Genomic DNA, 20,957 nt, shown 5'->3' with positions numbered 1-20,957 from the left:
ATAGCGGCGAACTATAGCACCGCTGACAGTGCCGCCCCAAGGCCGGACAAGCAGTCGTTCAGCCCCGTGACAGGCTTTGATGACATTCGCTACAGCAATCGAAGGGGTGAGGGTTTTCGTCATTGCGCGTATAATCGCGACCTTTTCATCAGGCATTGCTTTCTCGACATGAGCCAATCCAGCGAGCTGATTCAATCCGCCCAACGCACCCTGCGCCTGGAACTCGAGGCCGTAGAGGCCCTGCTGGCGCGCATCGACGACAATTTCGTCAAAGCCTGCGAGCTGATCCTGGCCAGCAAGGGCCGGGTGGTCGTGGTCGGCATGGGCAAGTCCGGGCATATCGGCAACAAGATCGCCGCCACCCTGGCCAGCACCGGGACCCCGGCGTTTTTCGTGCACCCGGCCGAAGCCAGCCATGGCGACATGGGCATGATTACCCGCGATGATGTCATCCTTGCGCTTTCCAATTCCGGCAGCACTGCCGAAATCGTCACCCTGCTGCCGTTGATCAAGCGCCTGGGCATCAAGCTGGTCAGCCTGACCGGCAACCCGGACTCGCCCCTGGCCCAGGCCGCCGAGGTCAACCTCGACGCCCGCGTCGCGCAAGAGGCCTGCCCGCTTAACCTCGCACCCACCTCCTCCACCACGGCATCGCTGGTGCTGGGCGACTGCCTGGCCATCGCCCTGCTCGAAGCCCGCGGTTTCACCGCTGAAGACTTTGCCTTCTCGCACCCGGGCGGTGCACTGGGCCGTCGCCTGCTGCTCAAGGTCGAGAACGTGATGCACAGCGGCGACGAGCTGCCCCAGGTAGCCCGCGGCACCCTGCTCAAGGATGCGCTGCTTGAAATGTCCCGCAAAGGCCTGGGCATGACCGTGATCGTCGAAGCCGACGGCACGCTGGCCGGGATCTTCACCGACGGCGACCTGCGCCGCAGCCTGGACCGCAACATCGACGTACACACCACCCTGGTCGACCAGGTCATGACCGTGCACGGCAAAACGGCCCGCGCCGACATGCTCGCTGCCGAAGCCCTGAAGATCATGGAAGACCACAAGATCAGCGCACTGGTGGTGGTGGACCGCGAGGGCCGCCCGACCGGCGCCCTGAACATGCACGACCTGCTGCGCGCCGGTGTAATGTAAGGAGCGATGGAATGAACCAGGACCTCATGCAACGCGGCAAAGCCATCAAGCTGGCAGTGTTCGACGTAGACGGCGTGCTCACCGACGGGCGCCTGTACTTCCTCGAAGATGGCAGCGAGTTCAAGACCTTCAATACCCTCGACGGCCAGGGCATCAAGATGCTCATGGCCTCGGGTGTGACCACCGCGATCATCAGCGGGCGCAAAACCCCTGTGGTCGAGCGCCGGGCAAAAAACCTCGGCATCCCGCACCTGTACCAGGGCCGCGAGGACAAATTGGTCGTGCTTGACGGCCTGCTCGCCGAACTGGGCCTAAGCTATGATCAAGTGGCCTACCTGGGCGATGACCTGCCCGACCTGCCGGTCATTCGCCGGGTGGCATTGGGCATGGCCGTGGCCAGCGCCGCCCCGTTTGTTCGCCAGCACGCTCACGGCGTGACCCAGGCACGCGGCGGCGAAGGCGCAGCCCGTGAATTCTGCGAACTGATCATGCAGGCCCAGGGTACCCTGGACGCTGCCAACGCCAACTACCTGTAAGGCTGCCCATGTTCAGCAAGAAAGCCCGCAATATTGCGCTGCTAGCAGTGATCGCCGCCCTGCTGGCGGCGGTCGGCTACTGGAATGTCAGCCCGGAAAGCTTCCTCGACAAGCCGGTGGCCCAGGTCGACGAAAGCGCCATCGACTACTATGCGATCAACGCCCACAGTGTGCAATTTCTGCCCGACGGCAAGCTGCAGTACGAAATGACCGCCGACAAGGTCGAGCACATGAAGACCAGCGAAATCACCTTGGTGACCACGCCGGACCTGCACCTGTACCGCGGCACCCAATACCCGTGGCACGTGCAAAGCACTCGCGCCGAGGTCAACCCGGACGGCACCGAGGTCGAGCTGATCGACAAGGTACGGATTGCACGCATCGACGAAAAACAGCGTGAAACCATCATTACCAGTTCACGCATGACCGTGTTCCCGCAGAAGCAATATGCGCAGACCGAGCAAGCCGTTAGAATCGACGGCGCCGGTGGCACGACTACGGGCAAAGGAATGAAAGCGTATTTGAAAGAAAGCAGGATGGACCTGCTCTCTAACGTAAGAGGACAGTATGAGGCTCGTTAAAACCCTCCCCCTTTTGCTCAGCCTGAGCGCAGCACTGGGAAGCGCGAGCGCCTTCGCACTGCCGAATGACCGTGATCAGCCGATCCGCATCCAGGCCGACCAGGCCCATCTGGATGACAAGCAAGGCGTGGCCACCTATACCGGTGACGTGATCATCACCCAAGGTTCGATGATGATCAAAGGCAACACCGTGACCATGACCCGCGCCGCCAACGGCGACATCGATGTGGTCACCTCGGTCGGCAACCTGGCCTACTTCGAGCAACAACAGAGCGCTGCCAAGCCAGACAAGATGAAAGGCTGGGCAGTGACAATCCAGTACCAGGCGCAGAAAGACACCGTGATCCTCACCGACCGCGCCAAGGTCGAAAACGAGGGCAACACGACCGAAGGCGAGAAGATCGTCTACAACACCAAGTCCCAGGTGGCGACCGCCGGTCGTGGTGGCAACGTGACCCAGCCACGTCAGCGCATCGACATGGTGATCCAGCCCAAGAAGAAGGCCGAGTAAATGGCAACCCTCAAAGCCCAGCATCTGGCCAAGAGCTACAAGGGGCGGCAGGTCGTACGTGATGTCAGTCTGTCGATCGACAGTGGCCAGATCGTCGGCCTGCTCGGCCCCAACGGCGCCGGCAAGACCACCTGCTTCTACATGATTGTCGGGCTGGTCCAGGCCGAGCAGGGGCGCGTGCTCATCGACAACCTCGATGTCAGCCACCAGCCCATGCACGGCCGCGCCCGTGCCGGCATCGGCTACTTGCCGCAGGAAGCCTCGATCTTCCGTAAACTGTCGGTGGCCGACAACATCATGGCCATTCTCGAGACCCGCAAGGACCTCGACCGCGACGGCCGCCGCAAAGAGCTGGAAAGCCTGCTGCAGGAGTTCCACATCAGCCACATTCGCGACAACCTCGGCATGAGCCTTTCCGGTGGTGAACGCCGCCGCGTCGAGATTGCCCGCGCCCTGGCAACCGCACCCAAGTTCATCCTGCTGGACGAACCCTTCGCCGGTGTCGACCCGATCTCGGTTGGTGACATCAAGCAGATCATCCACCACCTCAAGGCCAAGGGCATCGGTGTGCTGATTACCGACCACAACGTGCGCGAGACGCTGGATATCTGCGAGACCGCCTATATCGTCAATGATGGCCGGCTGATCGCTGAAGGCGATGCCGAGACCATCCTGGCCAACGACCTGGTCAAAGAGGTTTACCTGGGCCACGAGTTCCGGCTCTGACCCAGGGGAAGCGCCTGGAGCACTGGCACATAGCCGTGAAACCGCGGGTAAAGTTGTTACAGCGCTCTAGGCAAACGCTACAATTTAAGGCATAAAACTTGCTTGATCTGGCGCCCCGGCGCCCTCGTGTAGTGGATGGCGCATGCGCGCCGGCGAACAAGGTATTAAGCCCCAGCCATGAAACCATCGCTCGTCCTAAAAATGGGCCAGCAACTGACGATGACACCGCAGTTGCAACAGGCCATCCGTCTGCTCCAGCTTTCCACCCTGGACCTCCAACAGGAAATCCAGGAAGCGCTGGAGTCGAACCCGATGCTCGAACGTCAGGAAGACGGCGAGGACTTCGACAACAGCGACCCGATGGCGGACAACGCCGAGAACAAGCCGGCAGCCGAAGCCCAGGACAACAGCTTTCAGGAAAGCACCGTCAGTGCCGACAACCTGGAAGATGGCGAGTGGGGCGAGCGGATCCCCAACGAGCTTCCGGTCGATACCGCCTGGGAAGACATCTACCAGACCAGCGCCAGCAGCCTGCCGAGCAACGATGACGATGAGTGGGACTTCACCACCCGCACATCGGCCGGCGAAAGCCTGCAAAGCCACCTGCTGTGGCAACTGAACCTGGCGCCGATGTCCGACACCGACCGCCTGATCGCCGTTACCCTCATCGACAGCATGAACGGCCAGGGCTACCTGGAAGACACCCTTGAGGAAATCTGCGCCGGTTTCGACCCGGAGCTGGATATCGAGCTGGACGAGGTCGAAGCGGTGCTGCACCGTATCCAGCAGTTCGAACCGGCCGGCGTCGGCGCCCGTAACCTGGGTGAATGCCTGCTGCTGCAACTGCGCCAGCTGCCTGCCAACACTCCGTGGATGACCGAAGCCAAGCGCTTGGTCACCGATTTCATCGACCTGCTCGGCAGCCGCGACTACAGCCAGCTGATGCGGCGCATGAAAATCAAGGAAGACGAGCTGCGCCAGGTCATCGAGCTGGTACAAAGCCTCAACCCGCGCCCTGGCTCACAGATCGAGTCCAGCGAACCCGAGTACGTGGTGCCCGACGTCATCGTGCGCAAAGACAGCGACCGCTGGCTGGTGGAGCTGAACCAGGAAGCCATCCCGCGCCTGCGGGTCAACCCGCAATACGCAGGCTTCGTGCGCCGCGCCGACACCAGTGCCGACAACACCTTCATGCGCAACCAGTTGCAGGAAGCGCGCTGGTTCATCAAGAGCCTGCAAAGCCGCAACGAAACCCTGATGAAGGTTGCCACGCAGATCGTCGAGCACCAGCGCGGTTTCCTCGACCATGGTGATGAAGCAATGAAGCCGCTGGTGCTGCATGACATCGCCGAAGCGGTGGGGATGCATGAGTCGACCATCTCTCGGGTTACCACGCAAAAATACATGCACACCCCGCGTGGCATCTACGAACTGAAATACTTTTTCTCCAGCCACGTCAGCACCTCCGAAGGCGGAGAATGCTCGTCTACAGCGATCCGCGCGATCATCAAAAAACTGGTTGCAGCGGAAAATCAGAAAAAGCCATTGAGTGACAGCAAGATCGCTGGTTTACTGGAGGCACAAGGCATCCAGGTAGCCCGTCGCACCGTCGCCAAGTACCGCGAGTCGCTCGGCATAGCACCGTCGAGCGAACGCAAGCGACTGATGTAGCCCCTGAGATGCGCCACAGCGTTTGTGGGGCAGGTGCAAGACCTGCCTCTTTATGCACGGGCAATAAAGGAGAAGCTGTATGCAAGTCAATATCAGTGGACAGCATGTAGAAGTCACCCAGCCACTGCGCGATTATGTGCTTGAAAAGCTCGCCCGCGTGGAAAGTCACTTCGACAAGATCACCAACGTGCAGGTCATCATGAAAGTCGAGAAGCTGCAGCAGAAGGTCGAAGCGACCCTGCAGATTCCTGGCGGTGAAGTGGTTGCCAATGCCGAAGACCAAGACATGTATGCAGCCATCGACGCCTTGGCCGACAAGCTCGACCGCCAACTGAAAAAACACAAGGAAAAACAGCAAAGCCTGCTGCAAGGTGCAGCTGCCCGCTGATCCCCCTCATCCATGATCCGACTTGAAACCATCCTGACCCCCGGCCGTTCCCTCGTGAACGTGCCGGGCGGCAGTAAAAAGCGCGCCTTGGAAACGGTTGCGAACCTCATCGCCGATCAAGTGCCAGAACTGGAGATGCAAGACGTCTTCGAAAAACTGGTCGCCCGCGAAAAACTCGGCTCGACCGGTTTCGGCAATGGCATCGCCATCCCTCACTGCCGGCTTGAAGGTTGCTCCGCACCGGTCAGTGCCCTGCTGCACCTGGACGCCCCAATCGAATACGACGCCATCGATGGCGCGCCCGTGGACCTGCTGTTCGTCTTGCTGGTGCCTGAAGCCGCTACCGATGCCCACCTGGAACTGCTGCGCCAGATTGCCAGCATGCTTGATCGCAAGGAAGTTCGTGATCGCTTGCGTAGCGCCAGCAGTAACGAGGCCCTCTTCCAGGTAGTCCTGGACGAACAGAACGAGCACTGAACATGCGCTTGATCATTGTCAGCGGCCGGTCCGGCTCCGGCAAGAGTACCGCCCTCGATGTCCTGGAAGACAATGGTTTCTACTGCATTGACAACCTGCCCGCCGCGCTCTTGCCGGAGCTGGCGGAAGAGGCGCTGATCAACACCGAACTGCTGCAACCGAAGGTTGCAGTGTCGATCGACGCACGTAACCTGCCCAGCCACCTGACGCGCTTCCCCGAATTGCTCGAAGAAGCCCGCGCGCGCAATATCCAGTGTGATGTGCTGTTCCTGGATGCCGACGAAGGCATGCTGCTCAAGCGCTTTTCGGAAACCCGCCGACGCCACCCATTGACCAATGCCAACCGCTCGCTGGCCGAGGCGATCCGCGTCGAGAGCGAGCTTTTGGGGCCGATCGCCGACCTGGCTGACCTGAAGATCGACACCACCAACCTGAACCTGTATCAACTGCGTGATTCGATCAAGCTGCGCCTGCTCAACCAGCCCGAGCCTGGCACCGCGTTCCTGGTCGAATCGTTCGGTTTCAAGCGGGGCATGCCGGTCGATGCGGACCTGGTATTCGATGTGCGCTGCCTGCCCAATCCTTACTGGAAGCCTGAACTGCGCGAACACTCCGGCCTCGAGCAACCGGTCATCGACTACCTGGGCGCACAGCCAGATGTCGAAGACATGTTCAGCGACATTTCCAGCTACCTGCTCAAGTGGCTCCCCCGCTTCGCCGCCAGCAACCGCGCCTACGTTACCATTGCCATCGGCTGCACCGGCGGCCACCACCGCTCGGTGTACATAACCGAGCGCCTTGGCCAGTTGCTGCAGCAATCCCTGAAAAACGTCCAGGTCCGCCACCGCGACCTCTAGCCCAAGGATCCGCCCCACGATGCCCGCCCGCGAAATCACCATTATCAACAAGCTGGGCCTGCATGCCCGGGCGGCAGCCAAGTTCGTCGGCGTGGCTGGCCGCTATCCCTGCCAGGTGCGCGTTGGGCGCGCGCCGGACACGCTGGTGGACGGCAAGAGCATCATGGCGGTGATGATGCTGGCAGCCGGCAAAGGCACCCAGGTGCACCTGCATACCGAAGGCGAGCAGGACAACGAGGCGATGAATGCGTTGGTCGAGCTGATCAACAACTTCTTCGACGAAGGCGAATAGAAGCCTGCACGGTCCTGCTGGGAACGCGTAAACCTGATCATGAATCAGGACAGCGCGGTATCCATCACCATCATCAGGCAAAACCCGATGCACAGCCCCAGGCTGGCCAGACGATGATGGCCGTTACTGCGCGATTCCGGGATGATTTCCTGGGTCACCACCAGCAGCATCGCCCCCGCCGCGCAGGCCAGGCCCAGCGGCAACAGCAGTTCGGCGATGTTCACCAACCAGGCACAGATCACTGCGGCCAGCGGCTCGACCAAGCCTGACGCAGCGCCAATCAGAAAAGCGTTGAAACGCGACATGCCCGCCCCGGCCAACACCAGCGCAATCACCAGTCCCTCGGGCACATCCTGCAACGCAATGCCCATGGCCAGGCTGTCGGCGTCGGCCATGCCCCCACCTGCCGACACACCGATGGCCATGCCTTCGGGGATGTTGTGCGCAACGATGGCAATGACAAACAGCCAGATACGCGCAGCAATCACCGGCTGGTTGCCAGTGCCGACCAGTGCTTCTGGCGAGGCGCCAGACACCTTGAGGTCAACCAGAAACAGGCACAGCGCACCGAACAACAAGCCAAAGCTGATCAGGCCACCGGCGGCCCATGGGCTGAAACCTACGGACCGGGCCGCGTCCAGGCCCGGAATGATCAGGGAAAATGCGGTGGCTGCCAGCATCACGCCTGCGCCGAAGCCCAGCAGCGTGTCGGCCAGCGCCACCGGCATGTTGCGAATGACCAGTACCGGTACCGCCCCCAGCGCCGTCCCCAGTGCGCATAATGCGCCGCCCTCCAGGGCGCGCAACATGCGTGGCTCCAGGTCCAGCCAGGCAAGGCCGCGCGCGACCAGCAGCGCGGTGCCGGTCAGCAACAGCAAAGTCCCAAGCGCCAGACGAAACAGGCGCACACTGCTGACAGACATCACTTCAGAGCGCATACCGGTCCGACTCACTTCAGGGCTTCAACATAACGACGTTCCACTTCCGCCCAGTCAATGACGTTGTAGAAAGCACCGATGTATTCCGGACGACGGTTCTGATACTTCAGGTAATAGGCATGCTCCCACACGTCCAGACCAAGAACTGGCGTATTGCCGTGCATCAGCGGGCTGTCCTGGTTACCGCTGCTTTCCACCACCAGGGTTTTCTGCGGCGTCACGCTGAGCCACGCCCAGCCACTGCCGAAACGGGTCAGCGCCGCTTTGGTGAAGGCGTCCTTGAAGGCGTCGAAACCGCCCAGTTGCGACGAGATGGCCTGCGCCAGCTGGCCCTGCGGCTCGCCGCCCCCCTGCGGTGACATTACGGTCCAGAACAGGCTGTGGTTGGCGTGGCCGCCGCCATGGTTGGTCACCGCACCCCGCAGGTTTTCCGGCAGTTGCTTGACCGCACCGACCAGCTTTTCCACGGGCCACTCGGCCCACTCGGTGCCTTCGATGGCGGCATTGAGGCCGTTGACGTAGGTCTGATGGTGCTTGCTGTGGTGGATCTCCATGGTCTGGGCGTCGATGTGCGGCTCCAGTGCATCGTAGGCGTAAGGCAAAGCAGGCAAGGTATGGGGCATGTCAGTGAATTCCGTAGGCATGGGTTCTGGGCGCCACGTCCGGCCGGGCAGCGATCTCGCTGCCCCCGGCATTGTGGCGGTGGAGCAGGCGCTCGGTACGTGGGTACTGACCGTACTCGGCGATGAAGCTCAGCAGTTCGGTATAGGTTCTCCCACTGTGGCGCAGGGCCGCGTCACGCAGAGCCTGGGGCAAACGCGCCTCCCGGCTGGCCTGCAGCAGCCGCTGGTGGGCGGCGCACAGGTAGTCGGCGCTTTCGTGCGGCTGATTCAGGCGCAGGTGCAGGTCAGCCAGGTTGTGGTGGGCGATGACCAACGCGGCCACCGCTTCGTCAACGTCATGCCAGCGCTCGAACAGCACCTGTGCCAGCGCCAGTGCCTGCAGGTAATGTTCCCGGGCGTCTACCAGCTCGCCTTGGTCGAACAGGCGGTTGGCTGTTTCGGTCGTGCGTTTCCAGTGCTGCATGGCATTGCTACTCCGCGCTGATGGCGCTAAGGCGGTGACGCAGGGTCAGATACCGCCGGCAGTGAGCTTTTCCGGGTCCAGCAGCGTTTGCAGCTGGTCACGCGAAAGATCGGTGTGCGCCAGCGCCACCTCGATGATCGGGCGGCCCTGCTTGTAGGCGGTCTTGGCGATTTCGGCGGCCTTGAGGTAACCAATGATCGGGTTCAGCGCAGTGACCAGGATCGGGTTGCGCGCCAGGGCTTCCTTGAGCTTGTCCTCGTTGACCTTGAAGCTGGCGATGGCCTTGTCGGCCAGCAAGCGGCTGACGTTGGCCATCAGCTCGATGCTCTCCAACAGGTTGCGGGCGATCACCGGCAGCATCACGTTCAGCTCGAAATTGCCGGACTGGCCAGCAACCGCGATGGTCGCGTCGTTACCGATCACCTGGGCAGCAACCATGGCAGTGGCCTCCGGGATCACCGGGTTGACCTTACCAGGCATGATCGAAGAGCCCGGCTGCAAGCCTTGCAGCTCGATTTCGCCCAGGCCGGCCAGTGGGCCGGAGTTCATCCAGCGCAGGTCGTTGGCGATCTTCATCAGTGCCACGGCCGTGGTCTTGAGCTGGCCAGACAGCGCCACGGCGGTGTCCTGCGAGCCGATCAGGGCGAACAGGTTCTGCCCCGGGGTAAACTCGACCTGGGTCAGGCCGCTGAGCTGCCGGGCAAAGCCGGCAGCGAACTGAGGGTGGGCATTGATGCCGGTACCCACGGCGGTACCGCCCTGGGCCAGCGCCTGCAGGCTTGGCAAGGTGGCTTCGATGTGCCCCTTGGCACCGTTGATCTGCGCCGCCCAGCCGTCCAGCACTTGGCTCATGCGTACCGGCATGGCGTCCATCAAGTGGGTGCGACCCGTTTTCACATACTGATGCACTTGCGCCGACTTGGTCTCGATCACCTGTACCAGGTGGCTCAGCGCCGGCAGCAGTTGCTCGTGCAAGGCCAGTGCAGCACTGACATGAATGGTGGTGGGGATGATGTCGTTGCTGCTCTGGCCACAGTTGACGTGGTCGTTGGCGTTGACAGCGTCACCCAGCACGCGGCTGGCCAAGGTGGCAATCACCTCGTTGGCGTTCATGTTCGAGCTGGTGCCAGAGCCGGTCTGGAACACATCCACCGGGAAGTGCTGGATGAAGTCCTCCGCCAAGAGTTGCTCGACAGCCTTGACGATGGCCTGGCCCTGCGCCGCAGACAGTTGTTCCAGCTCGACGTTGGCCTTGGCGGCGGCAGCCTTGGCCAGCAACAGGGCACGAATGAACTGGGCCGGCATGCGCAGGCCACTGACCGGGAAGTTGTCGACCGCGCGCTGGGTCTGTGCACCGTACAAGGCCTTGGCCGGCACCTGCAGTTCACCCATGCTGTCACGCTCGATACGGGTATCACTCATCATCAAATCCTTGCATCAATTCATCGGGAGAAAGGGAGGGCAGCAGACGGCAATTGGCCAACTGCAGGGCGTAGGGCTGCCAGCGCTGGTTTTCTTCGTGGCGATCGAGGTTGCGCAACACCAGCAGGGGGCGCCAGGCCTGATCCAGGCACAGGCAACGCCAGTGCCAGGGCAGCATGCGGTCGCAGGCGGTATCCAGCAGCAGGCGGAAAGAGGTCAATGCCACCGTCCATGGCGAGGTCTCGGTGCAGCACACCAGATAGCGGCCTTCGGCCAGGTAATGCTCGATCAGGCGCGGCTCGTCGGGCTCGAGCGCACAGCGAATGCGCCGGCTGAGCCAGCGCCAGTTTTCCAGGTAGGGGAGTTCGCGCAGGACGGGTTTCATGAACATCATCGCCGGGTTACTGGATAATGATATTCATTATTAAGTGATAAATAGAATCACTTCAAGGGGAAGGTGACGAAAAAAAACCCGGCGCAGGGGCCGGGTTTTCAGTGACATTGAAATTTCTGCTAAAGATCAGCTACCCGCAACAGTCATCCGCTCAATCAATACCGAGCCCGTATGGATATTGCTACGGGTCTCAAGATCGCTACCAATCGCGACAATCTGCTGGAACATATCCTTCATATTGCCGGCAATGGTCACTTCCTGCACAGCGTGCTGAATCTCGCCATTTTCGACCCAGAAGCCTGCCGCACCACGGGAGTAATCACCCGTCACCATGTTAAGGCCATGCCCCATCAATTCGGTCACCAGCAGCCCGCGGCCCATACGGCGGATCAGTGCGGCCTGGTCTTCGACACCGTGAGTGACGAACAGATTGTGCACACCACCGGAGTTGGCTGTGCTTGGCAAGCCCAGCTTACGCCCGGAATAGGTACCCAGCAGGTAAGACACCAGCTCGCCCTTGTCGACGAACGGCTTGGCATAGGTCGCCAGGCCATCACCGTCAAACGCCGCGCTGCCCAGTGCCCGTGGAATGTGAGGGCGCTCGTCGAGGGTCAGCCAGGTGGGGAACAGGCGTTGACCAATGGTGCCTTCAAGGAACGACGACTTGCGGTAGAGATTGCCGCCGGAAATGGCCGAGAGGAAGCTGCCGAACAGGCCACCCGCCAGTTCGGCGGAAAACAGCACCGGTACTTCGCAAGTCGGTACCGGACGCGCGCCCAAGCGGCTGGCTGCGCGCTGGGCCGCGCGTACGCCGATGCTGCGCGGGTCGGCCAGCAGGTTGCCCTGGCGGTTCACGTCGTACCAGTAGTCACGCTGCATCTGGCCGTCGCCTTCAGCGATCATCACACAGCTCAGGCTGTGCCGGGTCGAAGCATAACTGCCAATGAAGCCATGGCTGTTGCCATACACGCGGCAGCCCTGGTGGGTATTGAGTGTGGTGCCGTCGGCGTTGAGGATGCGCGGGTCCTCATCGAACGCCGCCGCTTCGCAGGCCAGGGCCATCTCGATGGCCCTTTCGGGCTCGATAGCCCAGTCGTGATAGAGGTCCAGGTCCGGGATTTCACGGGCCATCAGCGCCGCGTCGGCCAGGCCGGAGCAATCGTCCTCGGACGTATGTTTGGCAATGGCCAAGGCTGCCGCAACGGTCTCACGGATCGCCTCCGGGCCACTGGCCGAGGTGCTGGCCGAGCCTTTGCGCTGGCCAACATAAAGGGTGATACCAAAGCCCTGGTCGCGGTTGAACTCAACTGTTTCAACCTCGCGCTGGCGTACTGTGGTGGACAGGCCCTGCTCCAGCGATACCGCCACTTCGCAGGCGCTGGCCCCCTGGCGGCGCGCCTCGGCAATGATTGCCTCGACCTGCTCCTGCAATGCTGGCAGGTCTTTCGGACCTACGCTCTGGACTGCACTCATGGTTCTCTCCACTCAAATTCTGCGTACGGCTTGGGGTCATTCTACGACCGGGCCGGACAAGCGGCCCCCGACTGGTTATCATGGCGGCGATTTCTAGCGGACTGCCACCATGGTTGATTCAAACAACGACGCCTTCGACGGCGAAAAAAGCAAAACCCAGATCAAGCGCGAACTGCATGAGCTGGTCGAACTCGGCGAGCGCCTTACCACGCTCAAAGCCGATACCCTGGCCCGCCTGCCGTTGACCGACGAGCTGCGCAAGGCCCTGGCCGAGGCCAGCAAGCACACCGCTCATGGCGCCCGCAAACGCCATATGTCGTTTGTCGGCAAGCTGATGCGCGTGCAGGACCTGGATGCCATCCACGCCTTGCTTGAGCAGATGGACAGCTCGACCCGCCAGTACAACGAGCGCTTCCACGGCCTGGAGCGCTGGCGCGACCGGTTGATCGACGGCAACGACGAAGACCTTGAGCGCTTCGTCAACGAGTACCCCGACACCGACCGCCAGCAGCTGCGCTCGCTGGTGCGCCATGCCCAGCACGAGAAGGCCCGCAACAAGCCGCCTGCCGCCGCACGCAAGGTGTTCAAGTACATCCGCGACCTCGACGAGCTGCAACGCGGCTTGCGCTGACGGATTGCTCTGGGGCCCTGTGGGAGCTGGCTTGCCCCGCGAACACCGGCAAAGCCGGTGTCAGCCACCATTATGTGGCCTTCTTCGCGGGGCAAGCCCGCTCCCACAAAAGCCCCCGAAGCTATCAAGCCCCGGTCCCACCCACGGTAATCGCATCCAGCTTCAAGGTAGGCTGCCCTACCCCGACCGGCACCGACTGCCCGTCCTTGCCGCACGTCCCTACTCCGCTGTCCAGCGCCAGGTCGTTACCGACCATCGACACCCGGCTCATCGCCTCCGGCCCATTGCCGATCAGGGTCGCGCCCTTCACCGGGGCGGTAATCTTGCCGTCTTCGATCAGGTAGGCCTCACTGGTCGAAAACACGAACTTGCCACTGGTGATGTCCACCTGACCACCACCCAGGCTGGCGCAGTAGATACCTTTTTTCACCGACGCGATGATTTCCTGAGGGTCGCTTTGCCCTGCTCGCATGTAGGTGTTGGTCATGCGCGGCATCGGCAGGTGCGCGTAGGATTCACGGCGGCCGTTGCCGGTGACCGCCATACCCATCAGGCGTGCGTTGAGCTTGTCCTGCATGTAACCCTTGAGCACACCGTTCTCGATCAGCGTGGTGCATTCGGTCGGGGTGCCCTCATCATCTACGCTCAGCGAGCCACGGCGGCCTTCGAGCGTGCCATCGTCAACGATGGTGCACAGGCTCGATGCCACTTTCTCGCCAATGCGGCCGCTGAACGCCGAACTGCCCTTGCGGTTGAAGTCACCTTCCAGGCCATGGCCCACCGCCTCGTGCAGCAACACGCCCGACCAGCCCGAACCCAGCACCACCGGCAAGGTGCCGGCAGGTGCCGGGATCGCCTCCAGGTTCACCAGCGCCTGGCGCAATGCCTCGCGGGCATAGCCCATCACCCGTTCCTCGGTGAAGAAGCGGTAGTCGGTACGCCCGCCACCGCCCTGCCCGCCGCGCTCGCGGCGGCCGTTCTGCTCGACGATGACGCTGACGTTGAAGCGCACCAACGGGCGCACGTCGGCGGCCAGGCTGCCATCGGCCGCAGCGATCAGGATGCGCTCCCAGACCCCGGCCATGCTTACGCTGACCTGCTGGATGCGCGGGTCCAGGGCGCGGGTGGCAGCATCGACACGCTTGAGCAGCTCAACCTTCTCGGCACGGCTCAGTACATCCAGCGGATTGTCTGCGCCATACAGGGCGGTCACTTCCTGGCTGCGGAAGGCCTGGACCGTGCCGTTCTGCCCGGCCCGGGAAATGGAACGGGCGGCGCGTGCAGCCGAGGTCAACGCCTCGAGGTTGATCGCATTGCTATAGGCGAAGCCGGTCTTTTCACCGGACTGGGCACGTACGCCCACGCCCTGGTCCAGGTTGAAGCTGCCCTCTTTGACGATGCCGTCTTCCAGTGCCCAGGTTTCCGAGATCTGACCCTGGAAATACAGGTCGGCGGCGTCGATGCCGGGGCCGGCCAACTCACCCAGCACGCTCTGCAGGCTGTCCAGGGTCAAGCCGCCTGGGGCCAGGAGCTGCTCGCTGACGGTGGATAACATCTGGCTCATAGTCACTCCGAGGTATGCGCAGGTCGCAACGCGCCCTGCGAGAAAAAGCGCCGGTGCGTTACCACCGGCATGCGCGCCCGGATGGACGCTTGTTCATCAATGTTGCGCTCGGCAAGCAGCACCGCTTCGCCTTGCGCCTGCTCTACGACGATGCGCCCCCAAGGGTCGACGATCGCCGCATGGCCATGGGTTTCCCGTGGGCCTGGGTGGGTGCCGCCCTGTGCAGCAGCCAGCAGGTAACACTGGGTTTCGATCGCGCGGGCGCGTATCAGCACTTCCCAATGTGCCGCGCCTGTAACGGCAGTAAAAGCCGCTGGTGCAGTGATCAGTTCGGCGCCGGCGGCGCGCAGTGCGCTGTACAGCTCGGGGAATCGCAAGTCGTAGCATACGCTCAGCCCCAACCGCCCAACCGGCGTGTCCGCCACGACCACCTGGGTGCCATGGGCGTAGTCATCCGACTCACGGTACCGACCGCGGTTGTCGACAACGTCCACGTCGAACAGGTGCAGCTTGTCATACCGTGCCGCCACCTCGCCGTGCTCGTCGATCAGCAGCGAGCAGGCATGAGCCTTGGCCTCGGGCTGGCCGACCGGCGGCAAGGGCAAAGTACCGGCGACAATCCATAACTTGAGGTCGCGGGCGGTGCGTTTCAACCATGGCAGGATCGGCCCTTCACCCAATGCTTCGGCGCGACCGATGGCAGCGGCGTCCTTGCGGCCCATGGCGGCGAAGTTTTCCGGCAGCACCGCCAGCCGAGCGCCGCCAAAGGCGGCCTGCTCCAACAGAACACCGGCACGCTGCAGGTTGGCCAGCACATCATCCTGGCTGACCATCTGGATTACCGCTGCCTTCATGGGCACTCCTAGCGGGATTTCTCGAAAGGTTTCACAAATGTGATTCTAGGCTCTTTCCACGGCCCTTCTACACGGTAGTGCACGCTGGCAAAGCGCGAGACACGGTCACCGATCAACCGGTCGACCAGGAACAGCGCGCCGCCCACGGCCGGCGCGCCGATAATCAGTGCCGCCAGCGGCAGGTTGTTGGTGACCGGCAAGCTCACCTGCAGGTTGGCATCGACCCGGTCGCGTACCATGTCCAGCGTGCCCTCCAGCTCGAAGTTGCTCGACGGGCCAGTCACACTGATCGGCTCGCGGGTCACATAGACACCATCACTGGCCACCAGCAGGCCTTTGACCCGGTCATAGGCCAGGCCCTTTTCGAACAAGTCGGAGAAGTCCAGGCGCAGACGCCGGCCGATGGAGTTGAAGTTGAGCAGGCCGAACACGCGCAGTGCCTGTGCGCCGCCCTCGACTTCAACGAACTGGCCGGTGCGCAGTGCCGCGTCCATGCTGCCAGAGAACCGCTTCAGGCCCACCGCAGCAGGCGACCCGGGCCAGCGGCCGTCCACATCCAGGCGGAAGTCACGGCTGGTCACGGTAGGGGCGAAGCCCCAGGCTTTGAGCACATCCCCCAGGTTCTTGCCGTCCAGGCGCCCTTTGTACCAACTGCTGGTACGGCCTTGCGCGCCCTCCCAGCCACCACCACCGTCGATGCGCAGCCCTTTGAAGTCAAGGTCGATGTCGCTGGCGGTCACGCCGCGCGTTGTCGGTCGCAATTTGATCGCCGCGCTGCCGAACAGGTCGTCGCCGCGGTAGAGCTTGTCGATGCTCAGGTCCAGCGCCGGCACCTTGCGCGGGTCGAACGAGGCCAAGGGGTCCGGGCCGTCTTCGGCCTCAGCCTGGGCAGGGTCGGCAGCGGGCAGACGCAGCGTCTGCATGCGCACGACCATGGGCGCACCCTTGGCATCCGGCACCCGAGCGTTGCCAATCACTTCCCTGCTGTCGAGGCGCAGGTCCCAGGCCGCACCGCCACGGGCCATGCGTACCACGGCCTGGTTCAGGTCCATGCCGAAGGCCTTCAGCTGACCAATGCTCAAGTCGACACTTTGCAGGTTCTGTCGCGCGCTCCCCCCCGGGTCGTCGCCAGCAAGACGGGCCGCCTGTTCCTGCCAGGGTGCCAGGTCCAGCGACTCCAGGCGACCGCGCACGCGCAAGCCCTGGCCAGCGGGCAGCTGGGCGTCACCGGTGCCAAGCAACAACTCACCACGGCCCTGGGCCAGCTTGTCGGCCGGTGCGGCGTAGGCAAAGCGTGCAAGGTCGGTGTACGCCGCATCGAAACGCCGCTCCTGGCCCTGCAGGCTCATACTGAACCGGCTGTCGCGAGAGTCTGCAGCAGCTTTGCCGAAGGGTGCCGGCAGGTCGATGGCCAAGCCCTTGAGGGTGGAGTTGACGCTCAGCCGGTTATCCCGGCTACCCAGGCTGAGCTGCAACTGGTAAGGGATGTCGCCGGATGCTGGCAAGGCCTGCTTGAACTGCAGCCAGTCGGTCAGTGCCTTCAGCGATACCTGGCCATTGGCGTCGATGCGCGTCTGCATCTGCCCCGGCTGGCCTTCGGCGGTAATTTGCGCCGTCACCGGCTTGCCGAACGCCTGCAGGCTGATGCCTTTGCCACTCAGACCCTTGTCAAAATCGAAGCTGAAGTCACCCTTCAAGCGGCTCAATTCCAGGCTCGGCGGGGCCACTTTCAGGCGCGCATCGCGGGTGGCGAAGTCCACCTGGACCTTCGGCCGCTCTCCGTGGGCCAGCGGGATGTCGAGCTTGAGCTTGCCCTGCAACGGCCCTTCGCCCTCCCAGCCGGCGAAGATCTCGCCCGTGCCGATCGGCGCTTCCTTGAGTATTTTCAGGCCATCGCCCAGGCTGCCGTCGAAGTCGCCATCCAGGTAAAGACGGCTGTGCTGGTCACCCTCGACATGCGGAATATCGACGCTGACATCACTCACCTTGGTGTCGAGCAACACGCCACGCTGAGCCTTGATGCGCACCCCGCTGTCTTCGATGAACACATCGCCATCGACGTGCTGCACCTGCGGCCAGCCAGGCTGGAAGTCCAAGGCTGCGTCTCGCACCTTGAAAAACAGGCTGATGCTGCGAGCCTCTGGCGCGGCGCCGTGGTTCAGCGAGCCCTGGTACTGGAAGTAGCCTTCATCCACCGTGCCTTTGACGATGGCGCTGCGCAGCCATTCGTCGAGGGCCGGGCTTAGCACTTCAGGCAGGTACTTGGCGGTGTAGCGGCCATCGCCCTCGGTCAGGCCGACACGCAGGTCCATGTAGTCCTCGCGGCCTTCTTCGAACAACAGGCGAATAAGGAAGTCACCGGCAATCTTGCCCTCCTCGCCCAGTACCTTGAGGTAAGGCGCAACGAGGGTAAAGCCTTCCTTGTCCAGCGCCCAGGTCAGGCGCGCATTGGCTTGCTGGTAGTGCCACGGTTTGGCGAAGATCGGGTACAGGTGCAGCATGAACGCATCGGTATCCAGGCGCAGTTCACCATGCCCCAGGTCGCCGCTGATGCTGCCACTGACGTTACCGGCCGCCGGGGCACCGTGGTATGCATTGAAACCGATCTTCTCCAGGTTGGCGTCGAACAGAAGGCGTTGGTCACCCTCGGCCTTGGGCCGGGCCTCCAGCCGTACATTGCGCAACGCGCCGGTTACCTTCAGGCCATCGACCACGGCCATGACATTGTCAGACAGCGGTGCCAGCGCGTCGATCAGCGGGGTCAAGGGCGTAAGGTGGAGCCGGTCGGCCTGCAGCTTCCAGCTTTCATCGGCAGCGTTCTCGCCAGGGCGCTGCTGCAACTGCAGGTGCGACTCCCAACGGGTCTTGCCGATGTCCATGGCCAGGGAGTCGACAACTACATCAAAGCCTTGAGCCTGACGCTGGAACCAGGCGCCCAAGGCCAGGTTGTTCAGTGTCGCGGCCTTGCGCCCGGCATAACCGCCCTGCAGCTCTGGTGCGTTGAGCCGCACCACTGCCTGCTGCAATTGCCCTTTGCGCCAGTCGACCCAGAACTCGCCGCCCGCTCGCAGCGTGTCGGCATGCCACTGCCCCAGCAGCCGCGGGGGCAACCATCGCGCCCAGTCACTCTGCGGGAGGCTCAGGTAGGCATTTACCTGGCCGTCACGCCAGGCCTCGGCCGACATACGGCTACGCAGGTTCAGCGCCAAGGGCTGGCCATCGGGCAGGGTTGCACGCAGGTTCACAACCTGGCGCGAAGCACCTGCCTGCAGCCCGGCGCTCACATACGTCAGGGTAAGCGGGTCACGCTGCCACGGGTGCAAAGTGACCTGGCTGTCGAACACATCAATGCGGCCCAACTGGCGCAGGCGCTGCAGCAGTTCGGCGGGATCAAGTGGCGCATCGTCCTTCTTCGGCAGGCCTTCAAGGTGCCAGGCACCCTGCTCGTTCTCGCGCAGGATCAGTTGCAGGCCGCCCAGCTGTATTCGCGCCAAACGCACTTCGCGGGCAGTGAGGCTGGCCCAGACATCGGGAACCACCTTTACCTCGTCCAGGCGCAGCGCCGTTGCACCTTCACCCAGTTGCAGGTCACGTACCCGCAACACCGGCGCCAGGCCGCTCCAGCGCCCTTCCAGGGCACCGACATGCACCGGCAGGCCCAATGCCTCTTCGGCTTTGCGCTCCACATCGGCACGGTACTCGGCCACCAGCGGCACCAACTCGCGGCCGAGGCTGACATACAGCGCCACCAATACCGCCAGCAGGGCGCAAAAGCCCAGCCCCCAGCGGGTCAAGGCGACAAGAACGCGGGTCAGACGTCCCATGGCCATGGCCCTCCAAGTCGTTTATCCATGATGGCCGGTAGTGGCGATTTTGCCAGCCCGGCCATCCAGCGGCGCGTTCGAGAAGACCTCAGAGCAGCACCACGTCGTATTGTTCCTGCGAATACATCGACTCGACCTGGAAGCGAATGGTTCGACCGATAAAGGCTTCCAGTTCTGCCACGTTGCCGGACTCCTCATCCAGCAGGCGGTCGACCACCTTCTGGTTGGCCAGCACGCGGTAGCCCTCGGCCTGATAGGCACGGGCCTCGCGCAGGATCTCGCGGAAAATTTCGTAACAGATGGTCTCGGGGGTTTTCAGCTTGCCACGGCCCTGGCAGGCCAGGCACGGCTCGCACAACACCTGCTCCAGGCTTTCACGGGTGCGCTTGCGGGTCATCTGCACCAGGCCCAGTTCGGTGATGCCGATGATGTTGGTCTTTGCGTGGTCCCGTTCCAGCTGCTTTTCCAGTGTGCGCAGCACCTGGCGCTGGTGTTCTTCATCTTCCATGTCGATGAAGTCGATGATGATGATGCCGCCGATATTGCGCAGGCGCAGTTGCCGGGCGATGGCGGTGGCAGCCTCCAGGTTGGTCTTGAAGATGGTCTCTTCAAGGTTGCGATGGCCAACGAATGCACCGGTGTTCACGTCAATGGTGGTCATCGCTTCGGCCGGATCGACCACCAGGTAGCCGCCGGACTTGAGCGGGACCTTGCGCTCCAGCGCGCGCTGGATTTCATCTTCGACTCCATACAAGTCAAAGATGGGCCGTTCACCAGGGTAGTGTTCAAGGCGGTCGGCGATCTCCGGCATCAGTTCGCCGACAAACTGCGTGGTCTTCTGGAAGGTTTCACGCGAGTCGATGCGGATCTTCTCGATCTTCGGGTTGACCAGGTCACGCAGGGTACGCAGGGCGAGGCCAAGGTCCTCGTAGATGACCATGGGGGCGCCGCAGGTCTTGATCTGCGAGCCAATCTGCTCCCACAGGCGACGCAGGTACCGGATGTCCTGCAAGATCTCTTCGGCACGCGCGCCTTCGGCGGCGGTGCGCAGGATGAAGCCGCCGGCATCCTTGATGTTTTCGCTTTCCATACAGTTGCTGACCACCTGCTTCAGGCGGTCCCGCTCGGCTTCGTCTTCGATCTTGAGCGAAATGCCGACATGACTGCTGCGCGGCATGTACACCAGGTAGCGCGAAGGGATCGACAGCTGGGTGGTCAGGCGCGCACCTTTGGTACCGATCGGGTCCTTGGTCACCTGCACCACAAGGGCCTGCCCTTCATGCACCAGTGCAGTGATGGTCTCGACTGCCGAGCCTTCACGCTGGGAGATCTCCGAGGCATGGATGAACGCGGCACGCTCCAGGCCGATGTCGACGAAGGCCGCCTGCATGCCCGGCAGCACACGCACCACCTTGCCCTTGTAGATATTGCCGACGATGCCACGGCGCTGGGTGCGCTCGACGTGCACTTCCTGCAGTACCCCGTTTTCCACCACCGCCACGCGTGACTCCATCGGGGTGATGTTGATCAGGATCTCTTCACTCATGGCCGGCTCTCGTCAAAGGTCTTTTGTAATGATGGATGGCGTA

21 protein-coding genes are annotated in these 20,957 nt (G+C 62.6%); 11 read left to right on the top strand and 10 right to left on the bottom strand.

Translation table 11 applies throughout. From position 1 onward, the window contains the following. Positions 1 to 168 precede the first annotated feature (168 nt). The 10 genes from LU684_RS13040 (at position 169) to LU684_RS12995 (ending at position 7,182) form a co-directional block, all read left to right on the top strand. Positions 169 to 1,143: a KpsF/GutQ family sugar-phosphate isomerase gene (locus tag LU684_RS13040; RefSeq protein ID WP_016485042.1), complete on the top strand. Its 975-nt coding sequence runs from the start codon at positions 169 to 171 to the stop codon at positions 1,141 to 1,143. Between the two features lie 11 nt (positions 1,144 to 1,154). Further along, a complete protein-coding gene (locus tag LU684_RS13035) occupies positions 1,155 to 1,679 on the top strand; it encodes a KdsC family phosphatase (RefSeq protein WP_023046949.1) in 525 nt (174 codons plus the stop codon). Between the two features lie 8 nt (positions 1,680 to 1,687). Further along, positions 1,688 to 2,260 carry an LPS export ABC transporter periplasmic protein LptC gene (gene lptC, locus LU684_RS13030; RefSeq protein WP_016485040.1) on the top strand — a complete coding sequence of 191 codons (573 nt, stop codon included), beginning with the start codon at positions 1,688 to 1,690 and terminating at the stop codon, positions 2,258 to 2,260. Beyond that, on the top strand, positions 2,247 to 2,771 hold the full coding sequence (lptA, locus tag LU684_RS13025) for a lipopolysaccharide transport periplasmic protein LptA (RefSeq protein ID WP_016485039.1): 525 nt from the start codon (positions 2,247 to 2,249) through the stop codon (positions 2,769 to 2,771). Before lptC ends, lptA begins: the two co-directional genes overlap by 14 nt. Then, positions 2,772 to 3,497 carry an LPS export ABC transporter ATP-binding protein gene (lptB, locus tag LU684_RS13020; RefSeq protein WP_003255132.1) on the top strand — a complete coding sequence of 242 codons (726 nt, stop codon included), beginning with the start codon at positions 2,772 to 2,774 and terminating at the stop codon, positions 3,495 to 3,497. It begins immediately after the preceding gene. 177 nt (positions 3,498 to 3,674) lie between these two features. Beyond that, a complete protein-coding gene (locus tag LU684_RS13015; protein ID WP_232894711.1) occupies positions 3,675 to 5,168 on the top strand; it encodes an RNA polymerase factor sigma-54 in 1,494 nt (497 codons plus the stop codon). Between the two features lie 79 nt (positions 5,169 to 5,247). Continuing rightward, the gene (gene hpf, locus LU684_RS13010) at positions 5,248 to 5,556 is read left to right on the top strand and encodes a ribosome hibernation-promoting factor, HPF/YfiA family (protein WP_016485037.1); all 309 of its coding nucleotides are present in this window, start codon (positions 5,248 to 5,250) and stop codon (positions 5,554 to 5,556) included. Between the two features lie 12 nt (positions 5,557 to 5,568). Further along, a complete protein-coding gene (gene ptsN / locus LU684_RS13005; RefSeq protein ID WP_016485036.1) occupies positions 5,569 to 6,033 on the top strand; it encodes a PTS IIA-like nitrogen regulatory protein PtsN in 465 nt (154 codons plus the stop codon). Between the two features lie 2 nt (positions 6,034 to 6,035). Beyond that, a complete protein-coding gene (rapZ, locus tag LU684_RS13000) occupies positions 6,036 to 6,890 on the top strand; it encodes an RNase adapter RapZ (protein ID WP_016485035.1) in 855 nt (284 codons plus the stop codon). 19 nt (positions 6,891 to 6,909) lie between these two features. Continuing rightward, the gene (locus LU684_RS12995) at positions 6,910 to 7,182 is read left to right on the top strand and encodes an HPr family phosphocarrier protein (RefSeq protein ID WP_016485034.1); all 273 of its coding nucleotides are present in this window, start codon (positions 6,910 to 6,912) and stop codon (positions 7,180 to 7,182) included. Positions 7,183 to 7,226: 44 nt separating this feature from the next. Here LU684_RS12995 and LU684_RS12990 read toward each other — a convergent pair whose 3' ends face one another. The 6 genes from LU684_RS12990 to pmbA all read right to left on the bottom strand — a co-directional run bounded on the left by LU684_RS12990 (position 7,227) and on the right by pmbA (position 12,495). Further along, positions 7,227 to 8,120: a ZIP family metal transporter gene (locus LU684_RS12990; RefSeq protein ID WP_016485033.1), complete on the bottom strand. Its 894-nt coding sequence runs from the start codon at positions 8,118 to 8,120 to the stop codon at positions 7,227 to 7,229. An 11-nt stretch (positions 8,121 to 8,131) separates the two neighbouring features. Then, the gene (locus LU684_RS12985; protein WP_023046948.1) at positions 8,132 to 8,743 is read right to left on the bottom strand and encodes a superoxide dismutase; all 612 of its coding nucleotides are present in this window, start codon (positions 8,741 to 8,743) and stop codon (positions 8,132 to 8,134) included. A gap of 1 nt (position 8,744) precedes the next feature. After that, positions 8,745 to 9,206, bottom strand: a complete 462-nt coding sequence (locus LU684_RS12980; RefSeq protein WP_232894710.1) for a DUF2753 domain-containing protein — start codon at positions 9,204 to 9,206, stop codon at positions 8,745 to 8,747. A gap of 45 nt (positions 9,207 to 9,251) precedes the next feature. Beyond that, on the bottom strand, positions 9,252 to 10,628 hold the full coding sequence (locus LU684_RS12975; RefSeq protein WP_232894708.1) for a class II fumarate hydratase: 1,377 nt from the start codon (positions 10,626 to 10,628) through the stop codon (positions 9,252 to 9,254). Then, the gene (locus LU684_RS12970) at positions 10,621 to 11,022 is read right to left on the bottom strand and encodes a hypothetical protein (protein ID WP_016485029.1); all 402 of its coding nucleotides are present in this window, start codon (positions 11,020 to 11,022) and stop codon (positions 10,621 to 10,623) included. The genes LU684_RS12975 and LU684_RS12970 overlap by 8 nt, the downstream gene beginning before the upstream one ends. Positions 11,023 to 11,148: 126 nt before the next feature. Further along, a complete protein-coding gene (pmbA, locus tag LU684_RS12965; protein WP_095115789.1) occupies positions 11,149 to 12,495 on the bottom strand; it encodes a metalloprotease PmbA in 1,347 nt (448 codons plus the stop codon). Positions 12,496 to 12,604: 109 nt separating this feature from the next. On the opposite strand from pmbA, the gene yjgA reads away from it, so the two are divergent. After that, the gene (gene yjgA / locus LU684_RS12960; RefSeq protein WP_016485027.1) at positions 12,605 to 13,126 is read left to right on the top strand and encodes a ribosome biogenesis factor YjgA; all 522 of its coding nucleotides are present in this window, start codon (positions 12,605 to 12,607) and stop codon (positions 13,124 to 13,126) included. Between the two features lie 124 nt (positions 13,127 to 13,250). Here the strand turns inward: yjgA and tldD are convergent, their stop codons facing one another. The 4 genes from tldD to rng all read right to left on the bottom strand — a co-directional run bounded on the left by tldD (position 13,251) and on the right by rng (position 20,914). Beyond that, positions 13,251 to 14,690: a metalloprotease TldD gene (tldD, locus tag LU684_RS12955; RefSeq protein ID WP_016485026.1), complete on the bottom strand. Its 1,440-nt coding sequence runs from the start codon at positions 14,688 to 14,690 to the stop codon at positions 13,251 to 13,253. 2 nt (positions 14,691 to 14,692) lie between these two features. Further along, complete coding sequence (locus LU684_RS12950) at positions 14,693 to 15,544, bottom strand: carbon-nitrogen hydrolase family protein (RefSeq protein ID WP_060517611.1); 852 nt, start codon at positions 15,542 to 15,544, stop codon at positions 14,693 to 14,695. A gap of 8 nt (positions 15,545 to 15,552) precedes the next feature. Next, positions 15,553 to 19,374 (bottom strand): YhdP family protein, encoded by a 3,822-nt coding sequence (locus tag LU684_RS12945; RefSeq protein WP_232894707.1) that lies wholly within the window; start codon positions 19,372 to 19,374, stop codon positions 15,553 to 15,555. 82 nt (positions 19,375 to 19,456) lie between these two features. After that, the gene (gene rng, locus LU684_RS12940; protein WP_016485023.1) at positions 19,457 to 20,914 is read right to left on the bottom strand and encodes a ribonuclease G; all 1,458 of its coding nucleotides are present in this window, start codon (positions 20,912 to 20,914) and stop codon (positions 19,457 to 19,459) included. Positions 20,915 to 20,957 lie beyond the last annotated feature (43 nt).

Origin of the sequence: Pseudomonas sp. NMI542_15 (assembly GCF_021283425.1) — a bacterium.
Taxonomy (GTDB): domain Bacteria; phylum Pseudomonadota; class Gammaproteobacteria; order Pseudomonadales; family Pseudomonadaceae; genus Aquipseudomonas; species Aquipseudomonas fortuita.
Note: the sequence above shows the minus strand (reverse complement) of the source record. Positions and strands in the feature narration are given on the sequence as shown.

Coding starts and splice junctions, on each gene's coding strand:
- LU684_RS13040 (WP_016485042.1), top strand. CDS start 169: ATGAGCCAATCCAGCGAGCTGATTCAATCCGCCCAACGCACCCTGCGC.
- LU684_RS13035 (WP_023046949.1), top strand. CDS start 1,155: ATGAACCAGGACCTCATGCAACGCGGCAAAGCCATCAAGCTGGCAGTG.
- lptC (WP_016485040.1), top strand. CDS start 1,688: ATGTTCAGCAAGAAAGCCCGCAATATTGCGCTGCTAGCAGTGATCGCC.
- lptA (WP_016485039.1), top strand. CDS start 2,247: ATGAGGCTCGTTAAAACCCTCCCCCTTTTGCTCAGCCTGAGCGCAGCA.
- lptB (WP_003255132.1), top strand. CDS start 2,772: ATGGCAACCCTCAAAGCCCAGCATCTGGCCAAGAGCTACAAGGGGCGG.
- LU684_RS13015 (WP_232894711.1), top strand. CDS start 3,675: ATGAAACCATCGCTCGTCCTAAAAATGGGCCAGCAACTGACGATGACA.
- hpf (WP_016485037.1), top strand. CDS start 5,248: ATGCAAGTCAATATCAGTGGACAGCATGTAGAAGTCACCCAGCCACTG.
- ptsN (WP_016485036.1), top strand. CDS start 5,569: ATGATCCGACTTGAAACCATCCTGACCCCCGGCCGTTCCCTCGTGAAC.
- rapZ (WP_016485035.1), top strand. CDS start 6,036: ATGCGCTTGATCATTGTCAGCGGCCGGTCCGGCTCCGGCAAGAGTACC.
- LU684_RS12995 (WP_016485034.1), top strand. CDS start 6,910: ATGCCCGCCCGCGAAATCACCATTATCAACAAGCTGGGCCTGCATGCC.
- LU684_RS12990 (WP_016485033.1), bottom strand. CDS start 8,120: ATGCGCTCTGAAGTGATGTCTGTCAGCAGTGTGCGCCTGTTTCGTCTG.
- LU684_RS12985 (WP_023046948.1), bottom strand. CDS start 8,743: ATGCCCCATACCTTGCCTGCTTTGCCTTACGCCTACGATGCACTGGAG.
- LU684_RS12980 (WP_232894710.1), bottom strand. CDS start 9,206: ATGCAGCACTGGAAACGCACGACCGAAACAGCCAACCGCCTGTTCGAC.
- LU684_RS12975 (WP_232894708.1), bottom strand. CDS start 10,628: ATGAGTGATACCCGTATCGAGCGTGACAGCATGGGTGAACTGCAGGTG.
- LU684_RS12970 (WP_016485029.1), bottom strand. CDS start 11,022: ATGATGTTCATGAAACCCGTCCTGCGCGAACTCCCCTACCTGGAAAAC.
- pmbA (WP_095115789.1), bottom strand. CDS start 12,495: ATGAGTGCAGTCCAGAGCGTAGGTCCGAAAGACCTGCCAGCATTGCAG.
- yjgA (WP_016485027.1), top strand. CDS start 12,605: ATGGTTGATTCAAACAACGACGCCTTCGACGGCGAAAAAAGCAAAACC.
- tldD (WP_016485026.1), bottom strand. CDS start 14,690: ATGAGCCAGATGTTATCCACCGTCAGCGAGCAGCTCCTGGCCCCAGGC.
- LU684_RS12950 (WP_060517611.1), bottom strand. CDS start 15,544: ATGAAGGCAGCGGTAATCCAGATGGTCAGCCAGGATGATGTGCTGGCC.
- LU684_RS12945 (WP_232894707.1), bottom strand. CDS start 19,374: ATGGCCATGGGACGTCTGACCCGCGTTCTTGTCGCCTTGACCCGCTGG.
- rng (WP_016485023.1), bottom strand. CDS start 20,914: ATGAGTGAAGAGATCCTGATCAACATCACCCCGATGGAGTCACGCGTG.